Genomic DNA, 20,626 nt, shown 5'->3' with positions numbered 1-20,626 from the left:
ACTGCCAGGGAATTATCTCTGGCAGTTTTTCGTTTGGTATTACTGGTTATCCAGTAAACGTTTGGCATATAGGGCGAGTTTTAAAGTAAATAAATCATCATTGCTTAAGTCCAAACCTAATATGTTTTTTATGCTTTTTATTCGAAAATGGATCGTGTTTCGATGTACCCCCATTTTTCTGGACGTTTCAGCAGGTCGAAGATTACATTGCAAATATGCCTCCAAAGTTTTGATCAAATCCGACTGTGTTTCCTTGTCATGCTCCTTCAGCGGTGCTAAATTATCTGTGAAAATATCCATGAGCACATTTTGGGGGGCATACTGCAAAATTTTAAAGGGTATTAATTCTTTGTAGCTGTACATTTCCTTTCCAGGGTTCAATCGTCTTCCCAAATCAATAGATTGTAAAGCCTCCTGTAAGCTATTGGCTAGGTTATTTATCCCTTTATGATAGTTACCGACGCCCAGCGTAAGGTCCGATGGCAGGTGATTAGATAAAGTGGAGATAATTTGTTGGCTTATCTGGGTGACTTGTGAATAAAAGTGGCTGTTGCCAAGGGAGAGGGTATCCAGGTAAATGATAGCTAGATTGCCCTTAGTATTCCTTATGAGCTTATCAATTTTATATTGTTCGGTTAACCCTTCAATTGTCTGGATAAGATGTTTATGAGTAATGGAATCATTCATTTGATTCCTTTGCAGTGTTAAAGGTAAAACCGTACTTATAAATCCCCCAGTGATTTGATGGAAGCTGGAGTTCTCCTCCATCTTTTCAAAAATCCCGTAGCATGAATTTTCGGCACCAACTTCGCAAATATCTTCAATACGATAACTTAACTCTTTTTTTTCATTCTGTTTCGATACAATTTCACGAAGCAGCGGAGACATGATATCTGATAGTGAAAACTCAGTGGGGATTTTGAGAATGGGCAAATTGGCCATATTGGCAATGCTAATGGTAGTTTGCGGAATATCCTCGAGTTTGATGAACAATCCTGAACAATTCATTTTTGCTAATTCGGTTACGAATTGGTCTAATTGCTGCGGATTTTCTTGAAATAAGTATCCGGTTGTTAGGATTAACTCATTCGGCTTCAACCAGGAAAGCACATCAGGAGCATCAAAGCTATTGATGGATTCTATTTCTCGATTGAGTCCCAGAATGCCAGCTGCCACTTGGCAGTGTTTGATCTGTGGTAATTTTAATGCATCATTCATCGTTAAATGCATAATAGGTCCCCTTCGTAGTGCTTTTTTCTCTAATTTAACCAATTTATTGAATGTTGGCAACTGAAGCCGGCTATAAGGATAGCCTGTTCTTTAAAGGGTGAGTGCGGTGAGCACAAAGTGGTTCGAGAAATATTAGCTTTTTCGGCTAGTGACCTATAAATATGCACACGTATATAATTCTAGTAAGTTAAGAATGTTTTGAATTATAAAAATAATAAGTGGAAGGGAGGACCCGTATTGATATCTGATCTTAATAGTATGAATGAGTTGGACAAGGTGGAATTCATCCAAAAGGTAGGTTGGGTATACGAACATTCCCCATGGATAGCAGAGCGTTCATGGGATTACAAGCCATTCCATTCCTTAGATGACCTAAAACACAAAATGGAAATAGTTGTACAGAATGCCTCATTATCGGAACAGCTCCAATTAATCAAGTCTCACCCGGATTTGGCAGCACGGATTGATATGGCTGAAGCATCCGTTCAAGAACAATCCGCGGCCGGTTTGAATTCGCTTTCTCCGGATGAATATGAAGAATTTCATGCATTAAATAATCAATATAAAGAAAAATTTGGATTTCCGTTTATATTTGCTGTCCGCGGCAGTGATAAAACGGTGATAAAGGCAGAAATGAAAAGAAGGATTGGCTTGGATCATTCAATTGAACGTAACGAAGCGATCAAGCAAATCCACTTAATTGCCAACCACAGGTTATCTGATTTCATTAAATAGGAGGAGGACTAATATGACAGTTCAAAACGAAAACAGAACAATGTATTACGGTAAAGGGGATGTATTTGTATATAGGACTTTTGTGCAGCCCCTTACAGGTTTGAGGAAAATACCGGAATCGAGTTTCACAGAAAGAGATAATACTATTTTGGGATTCAATTGCCAGATTTCCCTGAAAGGGGGAGCATTTTTATCTTCTTTTACGGAAGGAGATAACAGCTTGGTGATTGCAACGGATTCCATGAAAAACATCATTCATCGCCAGGCGGCCAAGTATCAAGGAAATACGGCGGAAGGATTTTTGAAGTTCATTTGTGAAGTGTTCCTTGATAAGTATAGCCACATAGATGCAGTAGAACTGACTGCAAATGAAGTTCCTTTCGATCATGTACTCGTTCCAAATGGTGAAGGTCATGTAAATAGTGATGTTGTTTTCCGATGTTCCAGGAATGAGAGGGCTACCACTACGATTGAAGTGAAAAGGACACCTGCCGGAAGCAAAATCGTTAAGCATTCAAGTGGAATAGTCGATGTTCATCTAATCAAGGTTAAAGGAAGCTCTTTTTATGGATTTATACAAGATGAATACACTACACTGCCGGAAACTCAAGATCGTCCACTATTTATTTATTTGGATTTTGATTGGGAATATAGCCGCTGGGAGGATGCCACTGGAGCGAATCCAGAGAAATATGTCGCAGCAGAACAAATTTGTGACATTGCCAACACAGTATTCCATGAACTGAATAACCGTTCGATCCAACAGCTCATTTATCATATTGGTATCAGGATTTTGGAACGTTTCCCTCAGCTGGCCAATGTTCAATTTAAAACCAATAATCGTACCTGGGAAACAGTTGTTGAAACGATTCCAAATTCAGAAGGAAGTGTTTATCAGGAACCTCGTCCCCCATTTGGCTTCCAAGGTTTTGTCGTTACACAAGAAGATGTTAAACAAAAAAACGAAGCTGATGCAACTATAGGGATTTCCCGATAATGGGCAGTAAGCTGACCACACATGTATTAGACCTGTCTAAAGGCCTGCCGGCAAAAGGGATGAAGATTGAACTTTGGGCCATAGCAGAACAGGGAGAACATTCTTTCATTAAAGAGGTCTGTACAAACAAAGATGGGAGAGTGGATGATCCGCTGCTTCAAGGGGATGATCTGAAACTGGGTGAGTATGAGCTTGTCTTTTATGTTGGGGAATATTTCAATGATCGAGCGAGTGATCCTTATGTAAGGCCATTTTTAAATAAGGTCCCACTTCGTTTTGGTATAGGAAGCAATGAAGAACATTATCATGTTCCTCTGCTTATCGCTCCAGGCGGATATAGCACGTACCGAGGAAGCTAGTAATTTAGCAAGAGAGTTGGAGGGGACAATTTGGCACTTGAGCGTACAGGCGCAGTGACTTTAGGAGGTAACCCAGTGACCTTAATTGGTCCTGAACTAAAAGTGGGGGATGAAGCCCCTGACTTTGGACTTTTAACAAATGACCGCCGTAAAGCACACTTAAAAGACTATAATAAGATATGCATCATCACGACTGTTCCTTCGCTTGATACGGGTGTATGTGATTTACAGACAAAGCTCTTTAATGAAGAAGCAAGCAAAATGGGAGATGATGTAGCGGTGTTGGCTATCAGCGCAGACCTTCCCTTTGCTCAAGCAAGATGGTGTAAAGAAAGTAAGGTAGAGGCTATAACGAGTCTATCCGATCACTTTGATTTGTCTTTTGGTACTGCATATGGAACGTATATGAAGGAACAACGACTGGAATGCAGGGCAGTATTTATCGTAAATCAAGAAGGAACCATTAAGTATGTGGAATATGTACCGGAAGTCACGGATCACCCAGATTATGAATCCGCATTGCAGGTAGTGAAGGAATTGATAAGTAAAGCTGGTACAGTATTATAAATATTCCCCACACGGCTGTCCAATTTATGTGAATTGGACGGTTTTTTCATACTCACCTAAACTAACGCAATTTTGCAGTGATTTAAGTAGCGGACAAAAGCGACAAATACACGACTTTATTGTGAATCATGCCAGGGTAAACAATACCGCAAAAAATCGATTCCTTCTATTATATGGTGAATAGGATGCGTTTTTAGATTCGGGGTTTTTCAAAGAATAGATCTTTACTTATTTGCAAAGAAAGGAGGCTTAACATGAAAGTGAAATGTTTAGGGGTAAGTTTACTGACATCCTACATACTTATCACAGGATGTAATCACATAACTTCAACTGTCAAAAAAGAAGAAATGACTACCGCAGCACACGAATTGAATTACAAAAACCAAAATAATTGGGAGTTGGAATCAGGCGATACCCAATCACCGATCAACATTGAGACTACTAAGACACAGGAAATGAAAGACAGCGGAGCAATTGAACTTACCTATGATAATGCTGTACTTGTTGCAGAGGACAATGGCCACACTATCCAACTAGACGTTACTGGAACAGCAAAAATCAATGGTCGTCACTTTGATTTATCACAATTCCATATTCATGCACCTAGTGAACATAAACTTGATGGCAAGCATTACCCTATTGAAGTTCATTTTGTGAATAAAGCACAAGACGGTCGTCTAGCTGTTATTGGTGTGTTCTTCAAAGAAGGCGCAGAAAACCAAGGATTCAAAAAAGTGATTGAAAGCATTAAAAAAGGTGCTAAAAATACCTCTGTTGGTGATATAAATATTGCAACCATGCTTCCTGCCAATAAGAGTTATTACCACTACCTTGGTTCATTGACTACTCCCCCCCTTTCAGAAAATGTGGAATGGTATGTCATGAAAAAACCAGTAGAAGTTTCAAAAGCACAAATAGAAACGTTCCAAAGCTATTACAAGAATAATAATCGTGATATTCAACCATTAAACAAACGTCTAATATTAAAATACGAAGAATAAATAAAGTTCAAACAAAACCCGTTTCCAGCGGGAATGGAAGTTTCGCGGCAGAACGGTTTGGATGTACGGATGAGCTTCCTGGATCGGAATGCTAGCGATAAGCAAGGAAGAAGAACGCTCAATCCTTGATTGAGCGTTCTTCTTCCTGAAAGTCATTTGCTTTTCATCACTCTATTCGAAATGAAATAGGCCATTACAGCTGAGAGTGCAGAAAATATCATGACAGGCACTTGCGTTTGTGAAATCATCACCGAAAATCCGTCGGTAGGTGTTGATCCTGAAAAGTCAGGAGCATAGGCGGCAGTTAGAAGAAGGCCGGATATTACTTGTAATACCGTGAAAAGCAATAGGAAACTAACCATAAAGAATAGATATTTTTTCATGTGATCCACCTCCTCTACTAAATACGGATGAGTTAGACGGAGGTTCCTTTCATTTACAGTTTTTATTAAACCTTAAAGAGCGCAAGCTTATCTTCATAAAAAATGTATCAAGATTAATGGTTAGGGGAATATGGACCTTGAAGATATCGTTCCCCACTTATTAAAGTGGGGAAGTCAGCTGATAAATGAACCTCTAAAATAAGTGAGTGGCTGGAAAGGCGTGTCTGCGGGAGAACGCGGCGAGAACGGACCGCCTGAATGACAATAGAAGAATATTTCTATAACCATCGCCAATTTGGATCTCCTTGGCTCTAGCATTCTCCAAGCCTGCTTGCGAGTTTAAACGGTATAGTTTATGGATGCTGGAACGATAGATTATTTCATGCATTTCCCGAACGGAAAAAGGACAAGCCGCATATCATATAGCAAGTCCGTATCTTAATGAAACGGGCTTAATATGATAGATGGGGGGCATGGCAATGATCAACTGGAAAGTGCGCCTTAAGAATCCGACGTTTATATTCACGGTACTCCTTCCTGGGCTTTTGTTATTGGCACAGATGGTTGCGGCGTTCATAAACAATTTCATTCACCCAATCGGTTTTACCATTAGTGAAGATGCTTTGAGCGGGGCTCTGGGCATCATCAACTTTATAGCCATTACATTCTTTGGGGTCGGCGGTGTGATCGATCATACCACTAAAGGTCTAAGTGACAGCGAGAATGCTCGAAGTTATGATGAACCAAAATAGCGGAAGTCCAATGAAACTTTAGAAGAAAACCAGATAAGACCGTTCAGGCTACACGACGGTATGATCTGGTTTTTGTTTGTTTGGATGACGATGATTTTGGCATGAAACGAAAAAGGCAACATACATTTAAAATCGTGGTTCATTTTCAGTTGGGGAGGAAAAAGAATGAGTTATAGGTTACCAGTTTCAAAATGGCTTGCAGCCAGCGTATTATTCATGGCCTTGTTGGTCGCATTTGTATTAAGCCCCGCCAATGCTTCAGCATCTATCAATTATGGTGATGAAGTCGCCGCCATGGCAAAGATGCAGGTAGGAAGCTCTTATAAATATGGCGGGACGACTCCAAAAGGGTTTGATGCAAGCGGTCTGAGCCAGTATGTCTATAAAAATGCCGCTACAGAATTGAAGATTCCGAGAACTAGCAGCGATCAATATAAAACCGGTAGAGCCGTACAACAAAAAGACTTACAAGCAGGAGATTTAGTCTTTTATGCCACAGGTAAGAAAGGGCAGGTTAGTTTTGTGGGAATCTATTATGGAAAGGGCACATTTATTGGGGCCACCTCCAAAGGAGTCAAGGAAGTGAAAATGATAGATAAGTATGGAAGGAAAAGTATATCGGAGCAAAACGCATCATTAAATAACAAGGCAAGAGTCACGCTTGATCACTGCAGGGAAACGGGAGCACCGGATTAGTCCGATGCTCCTTTTTCCATTCATTCAATGATAATATCGGTTAAAACAACATTGCCATTGCGAACTTTTATTACCGCCATCGAAGGACTAGTCAATGCATGCGACTCGATTTGCTTTGCTTTTTCCTCTGATGCGAAATAATTGTCCAGGCCGTATTTGATCTGGATGCTTGTGGCCTTTTTCAATTCATAAGGAATTTGCAATTCCCCTTTTAGGTACATTCCTTTGCTTGGTTTCTTTTTCGTTACGGAATCGACTTCATATAGTCCGCTGCCGTCTTGTTTCAAGCGTACATAGACCTTTTTATAATCTCCCATATTCCTTGCTTTGAACTCGGATTTGATCGAGTCGGCAAGTTGGGAAGGCTGAACCATTTCAATGTCATATTGGAGTGCTACATAGCTGCCCCTAAACAAGTCTGTCGGATCGACGGGGGCCGTTTTGATCTTGATTTCATCCCCGGTCATTGTTGTCAAGAACGGAGGAAACGCCAAGATTAATAAAATCAGGACCGGTATGGAGAAAATGATGAATGGTCGGAATGCTGAATCATTCATGGAGATGGCCTCCTTTTTTTCGTTGATTTTCAAAGATAAAGCCAAACCCGATGAGCATGATGCCACCGATGATGAAGGTAAGCGATTTAGGCAAAAAGTCAAAGGAATCAAGATAATATCTAAAAATCAATGCACATATAATCACGATGCTGGTCAAACTGCCTTTTAGAATGAGATATAGCAGGAAAACAAAATAAGCTAAAGGAAACCAGAACGAAAACTCAAAGGTAAGGAATAATGCTGTGATGCCATGTAGGATGTGACCTTGGATGTGAATGATATTTCGCAATCCAGATGTAACCGGGATGAAGGCGAGCAGGATTCCGAGTACAAACAGGATGGAAAGGACGATTGTGTTCGAGTTTTCCAAATCTAGCTTCGGCACGAATTCCATTAGAAATAGGGCGATGGTATTGATGGCTAAGGCATTAATGACAAAGGCAGGATACTTTGCGTAATCAAATTTTTTCAATAGGATGTATAAAGCCGGTAAAAACACGATGATGGCTATCGGATAGGATGTTTCATCAAGGAATATACTTCCATTAATATAAACGAACAGCAGGAACGAAGTAAAAAGGAGGATGAAAACATCCTTTAAGTAATAGCAGATGAATACCGTTCCGATGGCCCACAATAGGAAGGAACTATTGAAATTGATGACAATGTTGAACATTTGCTCAATCAGGAAAATTCCCGCACCGAAAATTAAGATGCCGACATAATGTAGGCTTCTTGCTGTTTTGGGAAAGCGCATCTGTCCCTTCACTCCGGCTAAGTTCACGCCGATTAGGCATGCAATGATGATCAGGAATTTCAGGACTTTATTTAAATAGAGCCAATTGCTGGCTACGAAGGTCAAAACGCCCAAACCTAACAGCAATGCCCCGATGGACAAGAGAATGGTGACGAAGCTCATATTCCCTTTCACGGCATAGGAACCTAACATCTTCTCTTTTTCTTGCTCGGAGATGATTCCTCCCTCTTCAAGGTAATTGAACTCATTTTTTAAAAAATCGAATTGCTTTTTCGTTATTTCTTTATGGTCCAAAATAATTCCCCCTTCCACATTTTACTATTATACAATGTATTCTCTCCCACCCTCGAATAGATATTGTTATTTTCCTTCTACCCTCAATGAAAGGAATATAACTAATTTTTTTTAGTACCTTGCAATAAACAATACCGTGTGGTAAATTATTTGCATAAGATGTATTGTTTGATGATCAGTACTGTTTATTAAACTATACCTAAAGATTCCTAAATGAGGAGGGATGGGGCTATGAATGTACAATTTAAGAAGGGTGTCCTCGAGCTGTGTGTTCTCGTCTTATTAGATAAGCAGGACCGTTACGGCTATGAGCTCGTACAGAAGATTTCAGATCAGATCGAGATATCGGAAGGGTCCGTATATCCGCTTTTAAGACGGTTGACGAAGGAAGAATATTTCACGACTTATTTGCAAGAATCGACGGAAGGCCCTCCGCGTAAGTATTATAAGCTTACGGAAAAAGGCCGGGATTACCTTCAAGAGTTGCTGACGGAATGGAACGAATTCTCCAATGGGGTCAACCAATTAATCAAGGAAGGTGTTAGCCGATGAATAAAGAACAGTTTATAAAACAGTTGAATGACGCTTTAACAAGGCTTTCATTGGAGGAGCGGCAGGATATCCTGCAGGATTACGAAGAGTATTTCGCAATAGGGATGGAGCAAGGAAAGACAGATCAGGAAATCTCAGCATCGCTTGGGAACCCTAAACAGATTTCAAAGGAGCTGCTGGCAACCTATCATCTTGGTCAAGTCGAACAATCGACTTCTGCCGGAAATATCATGAGGGCCGTTTGGGCCGTCATTGGCTTGGGATTTTTTAATCTGGTAATCGTTTTAGGCCCTTTCATTGCACTGGTTGGAGTCGTCATTGCAGGCTGGGCTTCGGCATTGGCATTCATACTTTCTCCGCTGGGCGTAGTTGTTAATCTGGCGATCGGCAGCTTTCAATTATTTGATTTGTTCTTCGCATTGGCATTATGCGGAATCGGGATTTTCATTGCAATGGGGATGTTTGCCGCTACGAGCGCCCTGACGAAGGGGTTCATTCGTTATTTAAAATTTAACGCATCCCTTGTGAAAGGTGGTTTGAAAAAATGATCAATGTTAAAAAGTTATCCATTATTGCTCTTGTTTTGTTACTGGTTGGAGGAATCGGAAGTGCATTCACGTTTTCCCAAGTAACGGATCATGAAGTGGCTAAAGTGGAAAAGACGATTTCGGATGTCGTGACCGATATAAACATTGACACTGACAATGCTGCCGTTGAGGTCATCCCGACGAAGGATGAGGAATCAAGGGTGGAGCTTGTTTCAAAAGGCGTGGAAATCTCCAAGCTGGATTTTACTGCAGAGGTTGAAGGAAAGAAGCTAACGGTGAAATTAAAAGATCGACATACCTTTAGCATTGGATTTCATATTCAATCACTGCATCTGAGGGTATATGTTCCTGAGAAAGCGTATGAATCCTTTGCTGTCAAATCCGATAATGGAAAAGTGCAAGTGTCGGATTTGCAAAGTGAACATGTAAAAGTGATATCTCATAATGGCCGAATTGAATTAAACGATATCCTCGCGAAAGTTGTTGAAGTGGATTCTTCGAATGGTGCGGTGGAGCTTAATCATGTTGAGGGAAAATTGGTCGGATCCTCGAATAATGGGAAAATCACGCTGATCACAAAAGGTTTGGATAGGATGATCGATTTCGAAAGCGATAACGGAAAAATCATGATCATAACGGAAAATGAGCCCACTAATACGACATTCGAGGTGTCGGTTGACAATGGGAAAATTGATATTCTTGGCAAGTATGAGGGAAGTACTGTCATTGGCAAGGGTGAAAACCTCGTGAAACTGGAAACGAATAATGGGAAAATCGAGGTAACGAAATAATGATGAACGCTGAAAAGCCGAACCTAACATGGTCGGCTTTTTAGCTATGCTGCTAGCTTGTCTTCTTGAACAGACTTGGGCTTATGGTAATGCCTGTTCAAGAATGATCCATAGACGGAAGCCAATATTTGTTGAAATAGGGTCCCGAGGATGACGGGTACTGCAACGGCAGCTGGAAAATAGGCAACCGCAAGAGCGGCACCTGCAGCGATATTCCGCATGCCTCCCGTATAGGTGACGGCGATGATATCTTCTTTCTCCCACTTCAGACATCGACCTGCCATCCAGGATAAGAGATAGCCGGAAAAGGCAATGAAAAAGACCAGGATGGCCATCGTGATCAATTTGGCGTCGATATGATTTAAGTAGTCTGCCACTTTTACACTGTTTAATGTCACACATATTCCAAGTGAGAGTTTAGAAAAGGGAGCTAAACGCGGCCCGAGCAGCGGTTTGATTTTTCCTCTGGTCAATTGATTCAGCAGCATCCCGAGCAGCGACGGAAGGACAATCATGCCGATCAGGCCTTTCATGATGGCTCCGGTATTCATTTCAACGGTGGCTCCGCTGAAGAAAGCGACACTGTACGGAACAAGAATCGGCGAAAGGAGAGTGTCGATCAAAACGATCGTCAAGGTGAGCAATGTACTGCCCTTGTATATGGACACCCAAAGCAAACTGGTGACACCCGTCGGAATCACAACCCCTAATACCAAGCCAGTAATGGTCAAATCGTCCCCGGGAAACACCAAGTGTCCAAGCAACCAGGCCCAAATGGGCATGACGATATGAAGGAGGCCAAGGACCACCAAAATCGGGACGGGATTCGAAGTGACCCTCTTCAATGAGCTGAAATTAGAACCCAAGCTTCCGGTAAAAGTGATGAATGCAAATATCCAAGGAACAAGGAAAACATAGGTATTCAAATGACCGGCAAGCAGTACGCCGGCAATTAGTCCTGTTGGCGTAATGAAAGGCATGGCCTTTTCAAGTAAATGATTTACCTTCTGTAGCAATTGATTTCACTCCTGTCGCTATACGTATGAAAATGGCAGGCTGCTTCGCGATCATGTTGCGCCCAGTTAAGGACGGCAGCCGGGGCCTTCCATTCTCTTCTGCAGTTCAAAAAATTACGATAATAATAGAGATGCGTTCTTTTTTCCGCTTTTCATTCTATCATAAAGGGTCGGAGTTACTAGAGGAGGGTATTGGTGGCCATTGCTGAACCTACTTCAATTTTTTCATAATATGATAGATCGTGACCTGCATTCCCAAGATACCTCCAATCAATAGAGCTATCATGATGAACGGCCCTAGATCCCCCTCTAAGCCAAATAGTAAGAGAAGGAATAAGCCTGCACTTATGCCTAAACCTAGAATCATGTTCAATAGGAGCTTCATATGCCTTCTCCTTTAAAAATATTTTTTCTTTCATTATAAAATAGTTTAAGGCAATGGCAAATCAGTCGTGGTTTGGGAGGGGAAATCAAAGCCGATTGACATATCGGGCAGTTCTTTATATATATTTAGGTACACGAAATAAATCGTTGGCTAATTGCATCCATTTTTAGTAAACTGGCAATGACAATTTTAATTAGAAGGTGAAGGAATGAAGGAAACTTTAGTCGATGAACGAGGCAGGGGTGCCGACAAGATCTGGACACGGAACTTTATCATGATCTGTTTGGCGAACCTCTGCATTTTCATGGGGTTTCAGATGACGATGCCCACACTGCCGCTGTTTGTTGAGCAGCTTGGCGGGGACGATCGCCTTGTGGGGGCTGTGCTTGGCATTTTCACTTTTTCCGCCCTGCTTGTTCGGCCTATCGCTGGAAGGCTATTGGAGACGAAGGGGCGTCGCGCCGTTTTTCTTGTGGGCTTAGCCATTTTTGCATTGTCGGTCGGCTCCTTCGGCTTCATGGGGACCATAGGCTTATTATTCATGATGCGAATTGCACAGGGGATAGGGTGGGGATTTTCCTCAACGGCATCAGGGACGATCGCTTCCGATATAATCCCTGCAAAACGACGGGGTGAAGCGATGGGCTATTACGGTTTATCGGGAAATTTGGCATTGGCCTTCGGTCCATCCTTGGGGCTTTTCCTCGCTACGGTTTTGCCATTTCAGGAATTGTTCCTGATTTGTTCGTTGCTCGGTTTACTTGCCATCATCACAGCGTCACTTATTAGCTATCAAAAAGTGGAAAAAGATCCATTGACGGCAGCTGTGGTCAAAAGGTTCGATGTTTATGAAAAAAGTGCCATCCAGCCGTCCTTGCTCATTTTCTTCATATCCGTCACTTTTGGCGGAATAGCAACCTTCCTTCCACTTTATACCGCGGAAAAAGGTGTTGATGGAATCCAGTGGTATTTTTTGGTGTATGCAATGGCCCTCATGGTCACAAGATTGTTCTCAGGCCGTTTGTATGACAGAAGGGGTCATCGAGCCATTTTTTTACCTTCGACAGTGCTCATTATGGCTGGGATGCTGCTGCTGGCATGGATGCCGGGTGAAGCGGTCCTTTACTTGGCGGCAGTGCTTTATGGATTGGGGTTTGGTTCCGTTCAGCCGGCGCTGCAGGCATGGTCGATTGAAAAAACGCCACCCAACCGGAAGGCGATGGCAAATGCCACGTACTTTTCGTTTTTTGACCTTGGAGTGGGCATGGGTGCCATCCTATTCGGGCAAATAGGCTATCTTTTCGGCTATAGGAGTATCTATATTACAGCAGCATTTTCAATCTTCATTTCAATAATCGTTTATTTATTGATTATCAGAAGCGGGAATAAGCTGGATTCCTAGGTGCGATATTACGGTGAAAGGAAGCGACAAATGTAGGTGGTTCCAACATTACAGGTTTTATAGTCTGGATGACTTCGAGTGAAGTCATCCTTTTTTGAATCCTTTCGTTTCAACAGGGATCACCCTGAATATTTAAAAAATGGAAAAACTTTGTTATTATCGTAAGGAGCATATACATAGGATGATTAAAGATCTTAATGAAGGAGGGGGAATCCTGGCATGAATGATTCTTCTAGCGAAGAACTGACATTGGAAAAAAGAAAGCGCATTTTCCAAGAAGAGCTTGATGCTTTATGGGAAAGGCGGCTCATTCCTAAATCGGAATATATTCGGATCGGCAGGGCATACGATAGGCATTATCAGCTGGCCCTTCAAAACCAAAAACGCTTAAAGCAGGAGCGTGAGCAATCGCAGGTCGGTCCAGAAAAGCTGTTGGAAGCAGAGCCGGTCGAGGAGGTTCAAGAAAGTCTGATGGAAGATGGGGCTTGGGAATTACATGAAGCCATTGGGAAGCTTGAGGCAGTGCAAATGGGTTCCGCTCCCGAAGATAGTCTGACACGGGTGAATGCGCCAGAGATGAAGCCGGAAGACAAGCTTGTTAAACCGGTGCAGCCTGAAAAACAGAAGAAAACACCCGAACAAATCAGGGAGCGGAATATTTCGGTCGTCCTGCTCACTGGGGTGGTATTGCTTCTTTTCGGAGGGATGATATTGGCCACTTCGTCATGGGGAGATTTAAACGCGCTCTTGAAAGTTGTCTTCATTGGAATGGTATCCGTCATTTTTGCGGGAATGGCTTTCATTGCTTCGAAGCTGAAAATTAAACAGACAGCGTTCGCTTTCCTGACGCTGGCGAGTCTATTCATTCCGATTACCATTTTATCTGCTTCATATTATCAAGTTTTTGGAGAGTACCTTTCACTTCATGGCGGGGGACCGGCATTGCTGGGGTTTCTTGGCGGATTACTCTGTTTAGCGATATATGTCAAGATTGCGGATTACTTTAAGTCGAAAATATTCACTTTCATTTCCATATTTACCTTTGGCCTTACCTGCTACTTCGGTATAGCTTTTGTGACGCCCACCCTTGAATGGATGTTTTTGGCGGTTGGCATTATTAATGTAATCCTATTATTGAATGTCCGAAGATTAAATGATGAACCATATTTAAAGTTATTCAAACCATATATTTTTCAATTCATTCAGTTTAAGATCATTGTGGAAGCATTCGTGATTTTGACGTTATTTGCAAGCAGCCTTACATATTCGTTAACGTTGATTGTCTTTTCTGTAACGTTTTTCATTTTTGCCGTCCAATTCCAAAAGAAATATCATGAAATGGCATTCAGTGCGCTCTTCACTTACGGATATATCCATTTTATCCATAATTCTTTTTTAAGTGAGTACATGGTCATTGCTTTGGCACTTGTTCCAGTCGTTTTTACCGCTTTGGCGAAATATATGGTTAAAGGGGAGCGGACAAAGCTATCGAGGACGTTTCAATTCACCAGCCTGATTGAAAGTGCACTGGTTTTCTTGTATATAAACGCGATGGCATACGAGGAAAATTATGCGCAGCTATTCATCGCGCTCCTCATCGTATCCGTTCAGCTAGCGTATATTTCGCTTCAATCAAGGGATTCACGCTTCACCTACCCTGCTGTCGTGGCATTCAATTTTGCTTGCGTCTATCTTTTCTTTGCCTTACCTATCTCTTTTTCTACCATTTTAAATCTGATTTTTGCCCTTCAGGTCATTCTATATCTCGGCGTTTATTTATATAATCATCATCCAAGATACAGTCTGTTCAAAAGGAGCATCGTACGCATCACCTCCATGATCATGGCGGCGGTACTTATAAGTAAATTCAGTGAGATGGATTGGCTTGCCGTCACTCTGGTCCTAGGCATGATATCTGGACTTTTTTTCATCACATTTCTAAAAGATGATGCCAAGCATATGAAGGAGTACGCCATTTACGGATTTCCCAGCACCCTTATCCTGGCTTTCGTTTCTTTCTATCCGTACTTGCAGGAGAGCGGGGCTTGGGGCCGGTCTAATATCCCGGTCAGTCTTTACTTAATGGCCATTTCACTTATTTGCATCGCTTGCGCCTACTCGTTCAAAAAGAGAATGCGTGAATTCTTCCTTGTTTTTTGCTATGGCGGCCAGTTCCTTTCCTTCCTTGCCTTTCTCTGGATACCGTTTGATACGCTGCAGCCATTGGAAGTAAGCGGGGTGATTGCCATGGCTGTAGCAATAAACAGCTGGTCAGTCCATATCCATCGGCAACATATATTCTGGGTGCCGGTCGTGCTTGCAAGTGCCAGCTTATATGCATCACTTTACGATGTATTCGATTTTCATGCGATGTCCATGAAGGTTGCATTCGTACTGTTCGCTCCATTTATCTTTTTCCTGATAGGGGAGGGGGTAGGGAGGTACTCAAAAAAAGGGAGACTGTACTTCGTATACGCCAGCCATCTAGTCAATTTAATTGCGATTCCGATTGGTTATTTTCTCATCATCCAAACAAAAAGCACGCCTGTGCTCTTTGTTTCCCAGCTATTGATCTATCTTTTGAGTGCTATGCGCTCACAAGGCAAGTTAGAAAAATACGTATATACGTATCTAGGCTTTACCGTGCTTTTCCTGCAGGTTCATTTATGTTTGAAGAACGTGGAGCAAATGGAGTTCATCGCCTCTATATCAATGATGATAACCGTTGCGATGATAACGATCCTATGGGCTGCAGCTAGTGAAGGCTGGAAAAAAATCATCGGGTATTATCTTATTCCGTTCGTTCTTGTAACAATGAGCATATCCACATTGGAAACGGCCATTCGTAATTTTCCTCCTGGTTGGGAGGATGTCTGGGTTGGTATGCTGACTTTACAGTTCTTGCTTGGCTGGTATCTGCTCATGAAAGGGGATTGGCGCAATTATATTGTGATTCCTCTAAGCCTCTCATTCATATTCTATAATATGTACGTACACACATTGCCCCTTGTCATGGCTCTTATCTTCCTGCTGATTTGTACGGCAGTGAAGGTGCTCGCCAGTATCCGCCATTTCAAAGGCTTGGCCAAACAAGAGGGAGAGAGTGGCTGGATTGATTATTATCGGATATATGGCTTGTTATATCTATGTGCCATGAATCTTGAAGTTTATAGGAGAGTGCAGGGGTTTGAGGAAGTGGGGATTTTTGTTTCCCTACTTCTGCCAGGCTATGTCATCCTGATGGGACGGTTCACAAAGGATAAAAACGAAAAAAACCTCCATTTTTGGCTGACTGGCATTCTTGGTTTGTATCCATATTGGTGCCTCATCCGGTATGCGGATTCTTTACAGCCTTTTGTTGATCTAACAGTGCTTTTTGCTTGTACGGCCTTCATGATGTTACTAAGCCGCAAGAATTTCAAGAGCTTACTGAATAAGGATGAAGCAGGATTTCAATTGGACTTCTATCGAATCTATGGTCTGCTGTTCCTCCTTGCCATGAATGTAGATGTTTTGACCGCAGAACGGGAACAGTTCATTTTGGAAATCATTGCAGCCATTCTAATTCCGCTCTATTTCACCATGATAAGAAGCAAGACGACAGGAATCATGGAAAGGAAAATTCTTTTGGCTGCAGCGATATTGTCCAGCCTATTTCCGTATTGGGTCATCATCAACCAATTCACGATACCTGCCGTCCTTGAAGAAGAGGCAGCCATTTTGCCGCTCTTCATCGTCAGTACCATCCTGCTGAGGAAAATTTTCGTTAAAGGCAAAACTGCACAATATATCGAGAGTGCAATTGTCTTTCTCTTATTTTTAGACTTGATTCTGGATGCGATGGCGAGCAACACCTTAAATGATGCGCTCATTATCGGAACGGTGTCATTGGCAGCGATGCTGATTGGCTTCATGATGAAATATAAATCGTATTTCGTTGCGGGGACCGTCACGATTTTATTCAATATTTATAGCAATACCACTTCAATGTGGGGCGAGATGCCATGGTGGCTGTATTTGATCATTGGCGGAGTCCTCCTTATCGGAATAGCCTCCTTCTTCGAATGGAAAAAGCAAAAAGACAACAGGACATCGAAGGAAGTGCTTGAAAAAAATAAACAAAGAATCAAGAATTGGTTCAACCGCTGGAATTAATGAAGAAAAGTGGCAAAATAAAAAGACTTGGGTATTCCAAGCCTTTTTATTTTGCCAAATATTTTTGGATGTTTTGTACCATGCCCGTTTCATTGTATTGCAGGTGCTCCCTTTCCGCGGGCGGTCCGTGGGCCTCCTTGGCTTTCAGCCTGCGGTGTCTCACGTAGACACGCATTTCCCGCAGGAGTTTCCCACCTTCCGTTTCATTCCACTTACCGTGAAATGAAGTTAGACATCCCATTGCCCATAGTTGAGGTTTATATTTTGCCCGTTTCATTGAACTGCAGGTGCTGCCATATCCAGAGGCGGGCAACCCTTTGATACGTATTCCTAAAAGAAGTCGCGCATACCTCATTCATCATCTACAAACAGAGAGTGATTAGACCCGCTTCTTACTTCTTCGATTTTGTTTATTTCCTCTTGCCAATCATAAATTTCCAAACTCCACTGATCTATATTTGTTTGCAACACATTAATTATTTAATTTGTCTCTGTCTTCAGTTAAGCCATGTACTAATTTTTTCTTATTTTCCAAGTTAGCATATACAAAAACTGGTCTGAATTTCCGTATCTCTTCTTTAATCATATGAAGTAGTACCTCCTTTAAAGTAATTAATCTACTACTCAGATAAACCTTTTTGAGCTTAAGATGAGCAGGAGCTGCATGAAGAGCAGCTGGAGGATGAATCGGAATGGCTGTCATGGCTGCTGCCTTGGTCCCAGCTGTGGCCTAAGTGACCGGCAGAAGCATCATAATTCCCAAAAATGTCTTTAAAATCGTGATCAAAATCATCGGTGCTAACATACGTGAAATAGGCAGGGGCCGCATAATCGGACTCATTGTAGATTTTCCGGCCATTCATTTCTGTCAGGGGGCGATTGATTTTAAATTGGGAGGCGAAATGTTCAAAGGTCATTTCCGCGTGCTTACTTGTTGGTTTTCGCATATATTTCGCTTTTAGCTGTTCAAGCTCCATCGTTTCAAAATCGCGAAGATATGTATGTCCTTTACCATGCTTGAAAAACTTGCCCCATATTCGGATTGAACTGGAATCCACCGTAAATAACTGTACATAGTAAAAATCAAAAAGAGTCCGTTCCTCGGGCTTGAAGACGGGCTGAAAGTGGGGGTGATGCAAAATGGCCGTGCCGATGAAAGCTTGGCAAAACTGATCATACCCTTGCTTATAGCCCAGCATGATATGCCAAAGCTCATCGATGGCCGAATTAAACATTTCAACCTTTCCAAAAACGGCGGCGATAATCAAATAGCGCTTCAATTCACGCCATGCTTGGTTGACCTTTTCCTGTGAAACCCGGGGATGCTCCAGCCTGTATTCAGCATTGACCTTTTCCATATAAGCAACATCCAATGCAACGTTTAGCTTATCCTGCAAGGCAACGGCTACAATTTCGGATGCTTCTACATCTAAAGTTCCCCTATGTAATTGCCGGAATTCTTTTTGATAACGTGCCAATTTGGCTGGCTCACTTTGCCGTTTTACGAAATTGACCAGAAAGACAGCAAAAATTACCGCAAGAATGACATAAAAAAAGACCATTTGCCCACTCCCCTAAAATTCATGAATAGATTGCATTATCATTATCATACATCGTATTGGAAGGGATTGTAAGATATTCCTGCGAATGATCAATGTGATGGGGAAGATGGAGACCCTCTTAATCAGTCCTTCAAATCATGCCTCCAATCTAGTATAGTTAGGAGGAAAAGGGGTGAAGGCATGTACTTGACAGTAAAAGAGACTGCGGAATATTTATCGATGCCGGAATCTTATATCGAAAGCTTGGTCGCTCAACAAAAAATCCGCACCGTTCATGACGGTGAGCAGCATTTGATTTTCAAAGAGCAGTTCAATACACATCTTGAACAAATGGAGAAATATAAGAAGCAATTGGCAGATTATTATAATGAACCAATCCCGGAAGATATTGATGTGAAGGATGAAGATTAGCATCTGCCGAATCGGCAGGTGTTTTTTTTTGAAATCAGCGACGGCACCATAGGACTAACTGATCATTCAAAATATTTTGTTGTCAATGGAAGGTAATTGTAGTAGAATCCCCTCATTCCGTGTAAAATAAAAGATAGATGGAATTATCACGGCAGAATGGTAGTTAGGAGATAGGTAAGTGGTAAAAGAGTATTTACAAAGTGAAGGTTTTTCTAGGTTAATTACATTAATTGTGTTGGTCCTCTTTTTAGTAAGCATCGGAAGTATGGTTAATATCGTGTTATTCACATTTGTTTTCACTTTCCTTATGGGGAGGCTGGAGCAATTTATCATGATTCGGCTGAATAAAGTGATGCGTATCAACTCTAAAGTGGTCATAAGTTTCTTATATGCAGTCGTCGTATCATGTTTAGCCATCGTTCTTTATAAATATTTACCGGTCATCACGCTCCAATTCACGGAATTAGTCACGCAGATCGTTTTCTTCTTTCAACATCCACCAGATAATAGGGTCATTCAATATGCCATTAATACAATGAACGAGCTGGAATCGCCGCTCGATCTCCAAAAACAGATGAATACACTCTATCTTTATATATCCGATTTCGGCAAACTGGCATTTCAAATTTTCATTTCCATATTGCTCAGTTTATTTTTCTTATTGGAAAAAGATAAAATCATCCGTTTCACTTCTAAATTCAAGCGGGCCAAATTTAAATCGTTTTTCATAAATTTGGGACACTTTGGCGTTAAATTCATTAATTCTTTCGGAAAAGTGATTGAGGTACAGTTCCTGATAGCCATTACGAATGCAGTGCTGTCAGTGACATTCTTATGGATTCTTGGTTTTCCGCAGTTGCTTGGCCTGGGGATTATGATATTCTTCCTTGGCTTGGTTCCGGTTGCGGGGGTCATCATTTCCCTCATTCCACTTAGCATGATTGCCTATAGCATCGGCGGCATGCCAAAAGTAATTGCGGTATTGATCATGATCGTGGTGATCCATGCGATTGAAAGTTATATTTTGAACCCGAAATTCATGTCGGCCAAGACGAATCTCCCAACGTTCTTCACGTTCATCATCCTGCTTTTTTCCGAACATTTCCTGGGGATATGGGGCTTGATCATCGGGATACCGATTTTCATCTTCCTGCTGGATATGCTGGATATTGAAGAAGGAAATGGGCAAATACCATAAAATCTTGCAAGCAGCGGCCAAGCTTTATCGGCCGCTGCTTATTTTTTTCGACAAAAATTTCGGGGAAGCAGGCTCAACTTGTTTTTAAAATAATATCTATTTTTCCTATATAAAGGTAAAAGTCCAGAGGTTCATTTCCTATCGGCATTTTTCGCGTTTTGAGTTTACCGTGTTAATTGATTAAAATTTTATTTTAGTAAAGTTATTTATCGACTTTTTATTGCATAAAAAAACAAATGAACTTATAATATTTTTAAATGAAAATACTGAATGTTCTC

21 protein-coding genes are annotated in these 20,626 nt (G+C 41.6%); 14 read left to right on the top strand and 7 right to left on the bottom strand.

All coding sequences use genetic code 11. The annotated features are described in order from the left end of the window. Positions 1 to 39: 39 nt before the first annotated feature. Positions 40 to 1,230: a PucR family transcriptional regulator gene (locus QNI08_RS17885; RefSeq protein WP_285768758.1), complete on the bottom strand. Its 1,191-nt coding sequence runs from the start codon at positions 1,228 to 1,230 to the stop codon at positions 40 to 42. Between the two features lie 237 nt (positions 1,231 to 1,467). On the opposite strand from QNI08_RS17885, the gene uraD reads away from it, so the two are divergent. The 5 genes from uraD (at position 1,468) to QNI08_RS17860 (ending at position 4,889) form a co-directional block, all read left to right on the top strand. Then, the gene (uraD, locus tag QNI08_RS17880; RefSeq protein ID WP_285768757.1) at positions 1,468 to 1,965 is read left to right on the top strand and encodes a 2-oxo-4-hydroxy-4-carboxy-5-ureidoimidazoline decarboxylase; all 498 of its coding nucleotides are present in this window, start codon (positions 1,468 to 1,470) and stop codon (positions 1,963 to 1,965) included. 13 nt (positions 1,966 to 1,978) lie between these two features. Then, positions 1,979 to 2,962 (top strand): factor-independent urate hydroxylase, encoded by a 984-nt coding sequence (gene pucL / locus QNI08_RS17875; protein WP_285768756.1) that lies wholly within the window; start codon positions 1,979 to 1,981, stop codon positions 2,960 to 2,962. Continuing rightward, positions 2,962 to 3,321 (top strand): hydroxyisourate hydrolase, encoded by a 360-nt coding sequence (gene uraH, locus QNI08_RS17870; protein WP_285768755.1) that lies wholly within the window; start codon positions 2,962 to 2,964, stop codon positions 3,319 to 3,321. The genes pucL and uraH overlap by 1 nt, the downstream gene beginning before the upstream one ends. 30 nt (positions 3,322 to 3,351) lie before the next feature. Further along, on the top strand, positions 3,352 to 3,888 hold the full coding sequence (tpx, locus tag QNI08_RS17865; RefSeq protein WP_285768754.1) for a thiol peroxidase: 537 nt from the start codon (positions 3,352 to 3,354) through the stop codon (positions 3,886 to 3,888). Positions 3,889 to 4,142: 254 nt separating this feature from the next. Continuing rightward, positions 4,143 to 4,889 carry a carbonic anhydrase gene (locus tag QNI08_RS17860; protein ID WP_285768753.1) on the top strand — a complete coding sequence of 249 codons (747 nt, stop codon included), beginning with the start codon at positions 4,143 to 4,145 and terminating at the stop codon, positions 4,887 to 4,889. A gap of 152 nt (positions 4,890 to 5,041) precedes the next feature. Here the strand turns inward: QNI08_RS17860 and QNI08_RS17855 are convergent, their stop codons facing one another. Then, positions 5,042 to 5,272: a hypothetical protein gene (locus QNI08_RS17855; RefSeq protein WP_285768752.1), complete on the bottom strand. Its 231-nt coding sequence runs from the start codon at positions 5,270 to 5,272 to the stop codon at positions 5,042 to 5,044. A 479-nt stretch (positions 5,273 to 5,751) separates the two neighbouring features. On the opposite strand from QNI08_RS17855, the gene QNI08_RS17850 reads away from it, so the two are divergent. Both QNI08_RS17850 and QNI08_RS17845 read left to right on the top strand, forming a co-directional pair. Next, positions 5,752 to 6,024 (top strand): phage holin, encoded by a 273-nt coding sequence (locus tag QNI08_RS17850; protein WP_285768751.1) that lies wholly within the window; start codon positions 5,752 to 5,754, stop codon positions 6,022 to 6,024. Between the two features lie 165 nt (positions 6,025 to 6,189). Further along, positions 6,190 to 6,720: a C40 family peptidase gene (locus tag QNI08_RS17845; RefSeq protein WP_285768750.1), complete on the top strand. Its 531-nt coding sequence runs from the start codon at positions 6,190 to 6,192 to the stop codon at positions 6,718 to 6,720. A gap of 20 nt (positions 6,721 to 6,740) precedes the next feature. Here QNI08_RS17845 and QNI08_RS17840 read toward each other — a convergent pair whose 3' ends face one another. Both QNI08_RS17840 and QNI08_RS17835 read right to left on the bottom strand, forming a co-directional pair. Beyond that, positions 6,741 to 7,277: a GDYXXLXY domain-containing protein gene (locus tag QNI08_RS17840; RefSeq protein WP_285768749.1), complete on the bottom strand. Its 537-nt coding sequence runs from the start codon at positions 7,275 to 7,277 to the stop codon at positions 6,741 to 6,743. After that, positions 7,270 to 8,328, bottom strand: a complete 1,059-nt coding sequence (locus tag QNI08_RS17835) for a DUF2157 domain-containing protein (protein ID WP_285768748.1) — start codon at positions 8,326 to 8,328, stop codon at positions 7,270 to 7,272. The genes QNI08_RS17840 and QNI08_RS17835 overlap by 8 nt, the downstream gene beginning before the upstream one ends. Before the next feature lie 231 nt (positions 8,329 to 8,559). Here QNI08_RS17835 and QNI08_RS17830 point away from each other — a divergent pair, with 231 nt between their 5' ends. Genes QNI08_RS17830 through QNI08_RS17820 form a run of 3 tightly spaced genes read left to right on the top strand, consistent with a single transcriptional unit; the run spans position 8,560 to position 10,219 of the window. Beyond that, on the top strand, positions 8,560 to 8,880 hold the full coding sequence (locus QNI08_RS17830; protein ID WP_285768747.1) for a PadR family transcriptional regulator: 321 nt from the start codon (positions 8,560 to 8,562) through the stop codon (positions 8,878 to 8,880). Beyond that, on the top strand, positions 8,877 to 9,428 hold the full coding sequence (locus QNI08_RS17825; RefSeq protein WP_285768746.1) for a DUF1700 domain-containing protein: 552 nt from the start codon (positions 8,877 to 8,879) through the stop codon (positions 9,426 to 9,428). The genes QNI08_RS17830 and QNI08_RS17825 overlap by 4 nt, the downstream gene beginning before the upstream one ends. Then, on the top strand, positions 9,425 to 10,219 hold the full coding sequence (locus QNI08_RS17820; protein WP_285768745.1) for a DUF4097 family beta strand repeat-containing protein: 795 nt from the start codon (positions 9,425 to 9,427) through the stop codon (positions 10,217 to 10,219). Before QNI08_RS17825 ends, QNI08_RS17820 begins: the two co-directional genes overlap by 4 nt. A 44-nt stretch (positions 10,220 to 10,263) precedes the next feature. Here QNI08_RS17820 and QNI08_RS17815 read toward each other — a convergent pair whose 3' ends face one another. Both QNI08_RS17815 and QNI08_RS17810 read right to left on the bottom strand, forming a co-directional pair. Further along, on the bottom strand, positions 10,264 to 11,235 hold the full coding sequence (locus QNI08_RS17815) for a bile acid:sodium symporter family protein (RefSeq protein ID WP_285768744.1): 972 nt from the start codon (positions 11,233 to 11,235) through the stop codon (positions 10,264 to 10,266). Between the two features lie 211 nt (positions 11,236 to 11,446). Continuing rightward, positions 11,447 to 11,620, bottom strand: coding sequence for a hypothetical protein (locus QNI08_RS17810; RefSeq protein ID WP_285768743.1), 174 nt, complete (start codon positions 11,618 to 11,620; stop codon positions 11,447 to 11,449). A gap of 208 nt (positions 11,621 to 11,828) precedes the next feature. Here QNI08_RS17810 and QNI08_RS17805 point away from each other — a divergent pair, with 208 nt between their 5' ends. Both QNI08_RS17805 and QNI08_RS17800 read left to right on the top strand, forming a co-directional pair. Then, on the top strand, positions 11,829 to 13,022 hold the full coding sequence (locus QNI08_RS17805) for an MFS transporter (protein WP_285768742.1): 1,194 nt from the start codon (positions 11,829 to 11,831) through the stop codon (positions 13,020 to 13,022). 219 nt (positions 13,023 to 13,241) lie between these two features. After that, positions 13,242 to 17,177: a hypothetical protein gene (locus QNI08_RS17800; protein WP_285768741.1), complete on the top strand. Its 3,936-nt coding sequence runs from the start codon at positions 13,242 to 13,244 to the stop codon at positions 17,175 to 17,177. Between the two features lie 644 nt (positions 17,178 to 17,821). Here the strand turns inward: QNI08_RS17800 and QNI08_RS17795 are convergent. Beyond that, the gene (locus QNI08_RS17795) at positions 17,822 to 18,739 is read right to left on the bottom strand and encodes a glycine-rich domain-containing protein (protein ID WP_285768740.1); all 918 of its coding nucleotides are present in this window, start codon (positions 18,737 to 18,739) and stop codon (positions 17,822 to 17,824) included. Positions 18,740 to 18,919: 180 nt separating this feature from the next. Here QNI08_RS17795 and QNI08_RS17790 point away from each other — a divergent pair, with 180 nt between their 5' ends. Beyond that, a complete protein-coding gene (locus tag QNI08_RS17790; protein ID WP_285768739.1) occupies positions 18,920 to 19,150 on the top strand; it encodes an excisionase family DNA-binding protein in 231 nt (76 codons plus the stop codon). Positions 19,151 to 19,328: 178 nt separating this feature from the next. Further along, positions 19,329 to 20,348 carry an AI-2E family transporter gene (locus QNI08_RS17785; protein ID WP_285768738.1) on the top strand — a complete coding sequence of 340 codons (1,020 nt, stop codon included), beginning with the start codon at positions 19,329 to 19,331 and terminating at the stop codon, positions 20,346 to 20,348. Positions 20,349 to 20,626 lie beyond the last annotated feature (278 nt).

This window comes from Peribacillus folii, from assembly GCF_030271255.1.
Classification (GTDB): domain Bacteria; phylum Bacillota; class Bacilli; order Bacillales; family DSM-1321; genus Peribacillus.
This window is presented reverse-complemented; position numbering and strand designations above follow the sequence as displayed.

What these genes read in the sequence shown, in the direction of transcription:
- QNI08_RS17820 (WP_285768745.1), top strand. Translation starts at nt 9,425, where the DNA reads ATGATCAATGTTAAAAAGTTATCCATTATTGCTCTTGTTTTGTTACTG.
- QNI08_RS17810 (WP_285768743.1), bottom strand. Translation starts at nt 11,620, where the DNA reads ATGAAGCTCCTATTGAACATGATTCTAGGTTTAGGCATAAGTGCAGGC.
- QNI08_RS17885 (WP_285768758.1), bottom strand. Translation starts at nt 1,230, where the DNA reads ATGCATTTAACGATGAATGATGCATTAAAATTACCACAGATCAAACAC.
- QNI08_RS17830 (WP_285768747.1), top strand. Translation starts at nt 8,560, where the DNA reads ATGAATGTACAATTTAAGAAGGGTGTCCTCGAGCTGTGTGTTCTCGTC.
- QNI08_RS17855 (WP_285768752.1), bottom strand. Translation starts at nt 5,272, where the DNA reads ATGAAAAAATATCTATTCTTTATGGTTAGTTTCCTATTGCTTTTCACG.
- uraH (WP_285768755.1), top strand. Translation starts at nt 2,962, where the DNA reads ATGGGCAGTAAGCTGACCACACATGTATTAGACCTGTCTAAAGGCCTG.
- QNI08_RS17790 (WP_285768739.1), top strand. Translation starts at nt 18,920, where the DNA reads ATGTACTTGACAGTAAAAGAGACTGCGGAATATTTATCGATGCCGGAA.
- QNI08_RS17840 (WP_285768749.1), bottom strand. Translation starts at nt 7,277, where the DNA reads ATGAATGATTCAGCATTCCGACCATTCATCATTTTCTCCATACCGGTC.
- QNI08_RS17805 (WP_285768742.1), top strand. Translation starts at nt 11,829, where the DNA reads ATGAAGGAAACTTTAGTCGATGAACGAGGCAGGGGTGCCGACAAGATC.
- QNI08_RS17800 (WP_285768741.1), top strand. Translation starts at nt 13,242, where the DNA reads ATGAATGATTCTTCTAGCGAAGAACTGACATTGGAAAAAAGAAAGCGC.
- pucL (WP_285768756.1), top strand. Translation starts at nt 1,979, where the DNA reads ATGACAGTTCAAAACGAAAACAGAACAATGTATTACGGTAAAGGGGAT.
- QNI08_RS17860 (WP_285768753.1), top strand. Translation starts at nt 4,143, where the DNA reads ATGAAAGTGAAATGTTTAGGGGTAAGTTTACTGACATCCTACATACTT.
- QNI08_RS17795 (WP_285768740.1), bottom strand. Translation starts at nt 18,739, where the DNA reads ATGGTCTTTTTTTATGTCATTCTTGCGGTAATTTTTGCTGTCTTTCTG.
- QNI08_RS17850 (WP_285768751.1), top strand. Translation starts at nt 5,752, where the DNA reads ATGATCAACTGGAAAGTGCGCCTTAAGAATCCGACGTTTATATTCACG.
- QNI08_RS17825 (WP_285768746.1), top strand. Translation starts at nt 8,877, where the DNA reads ATGAATAAAGAACAGTTTATAAAACAGTTGAATGACGCTTTAACAAGG.
- QNI08_RS17845 (WP_285768750.1), top strand. Translation starts at nt 6,190, where the DNA reads ATGAGTTATAGGTTACCAGTTTCAAAATGGCTTGCAGCCAGCGTATTA.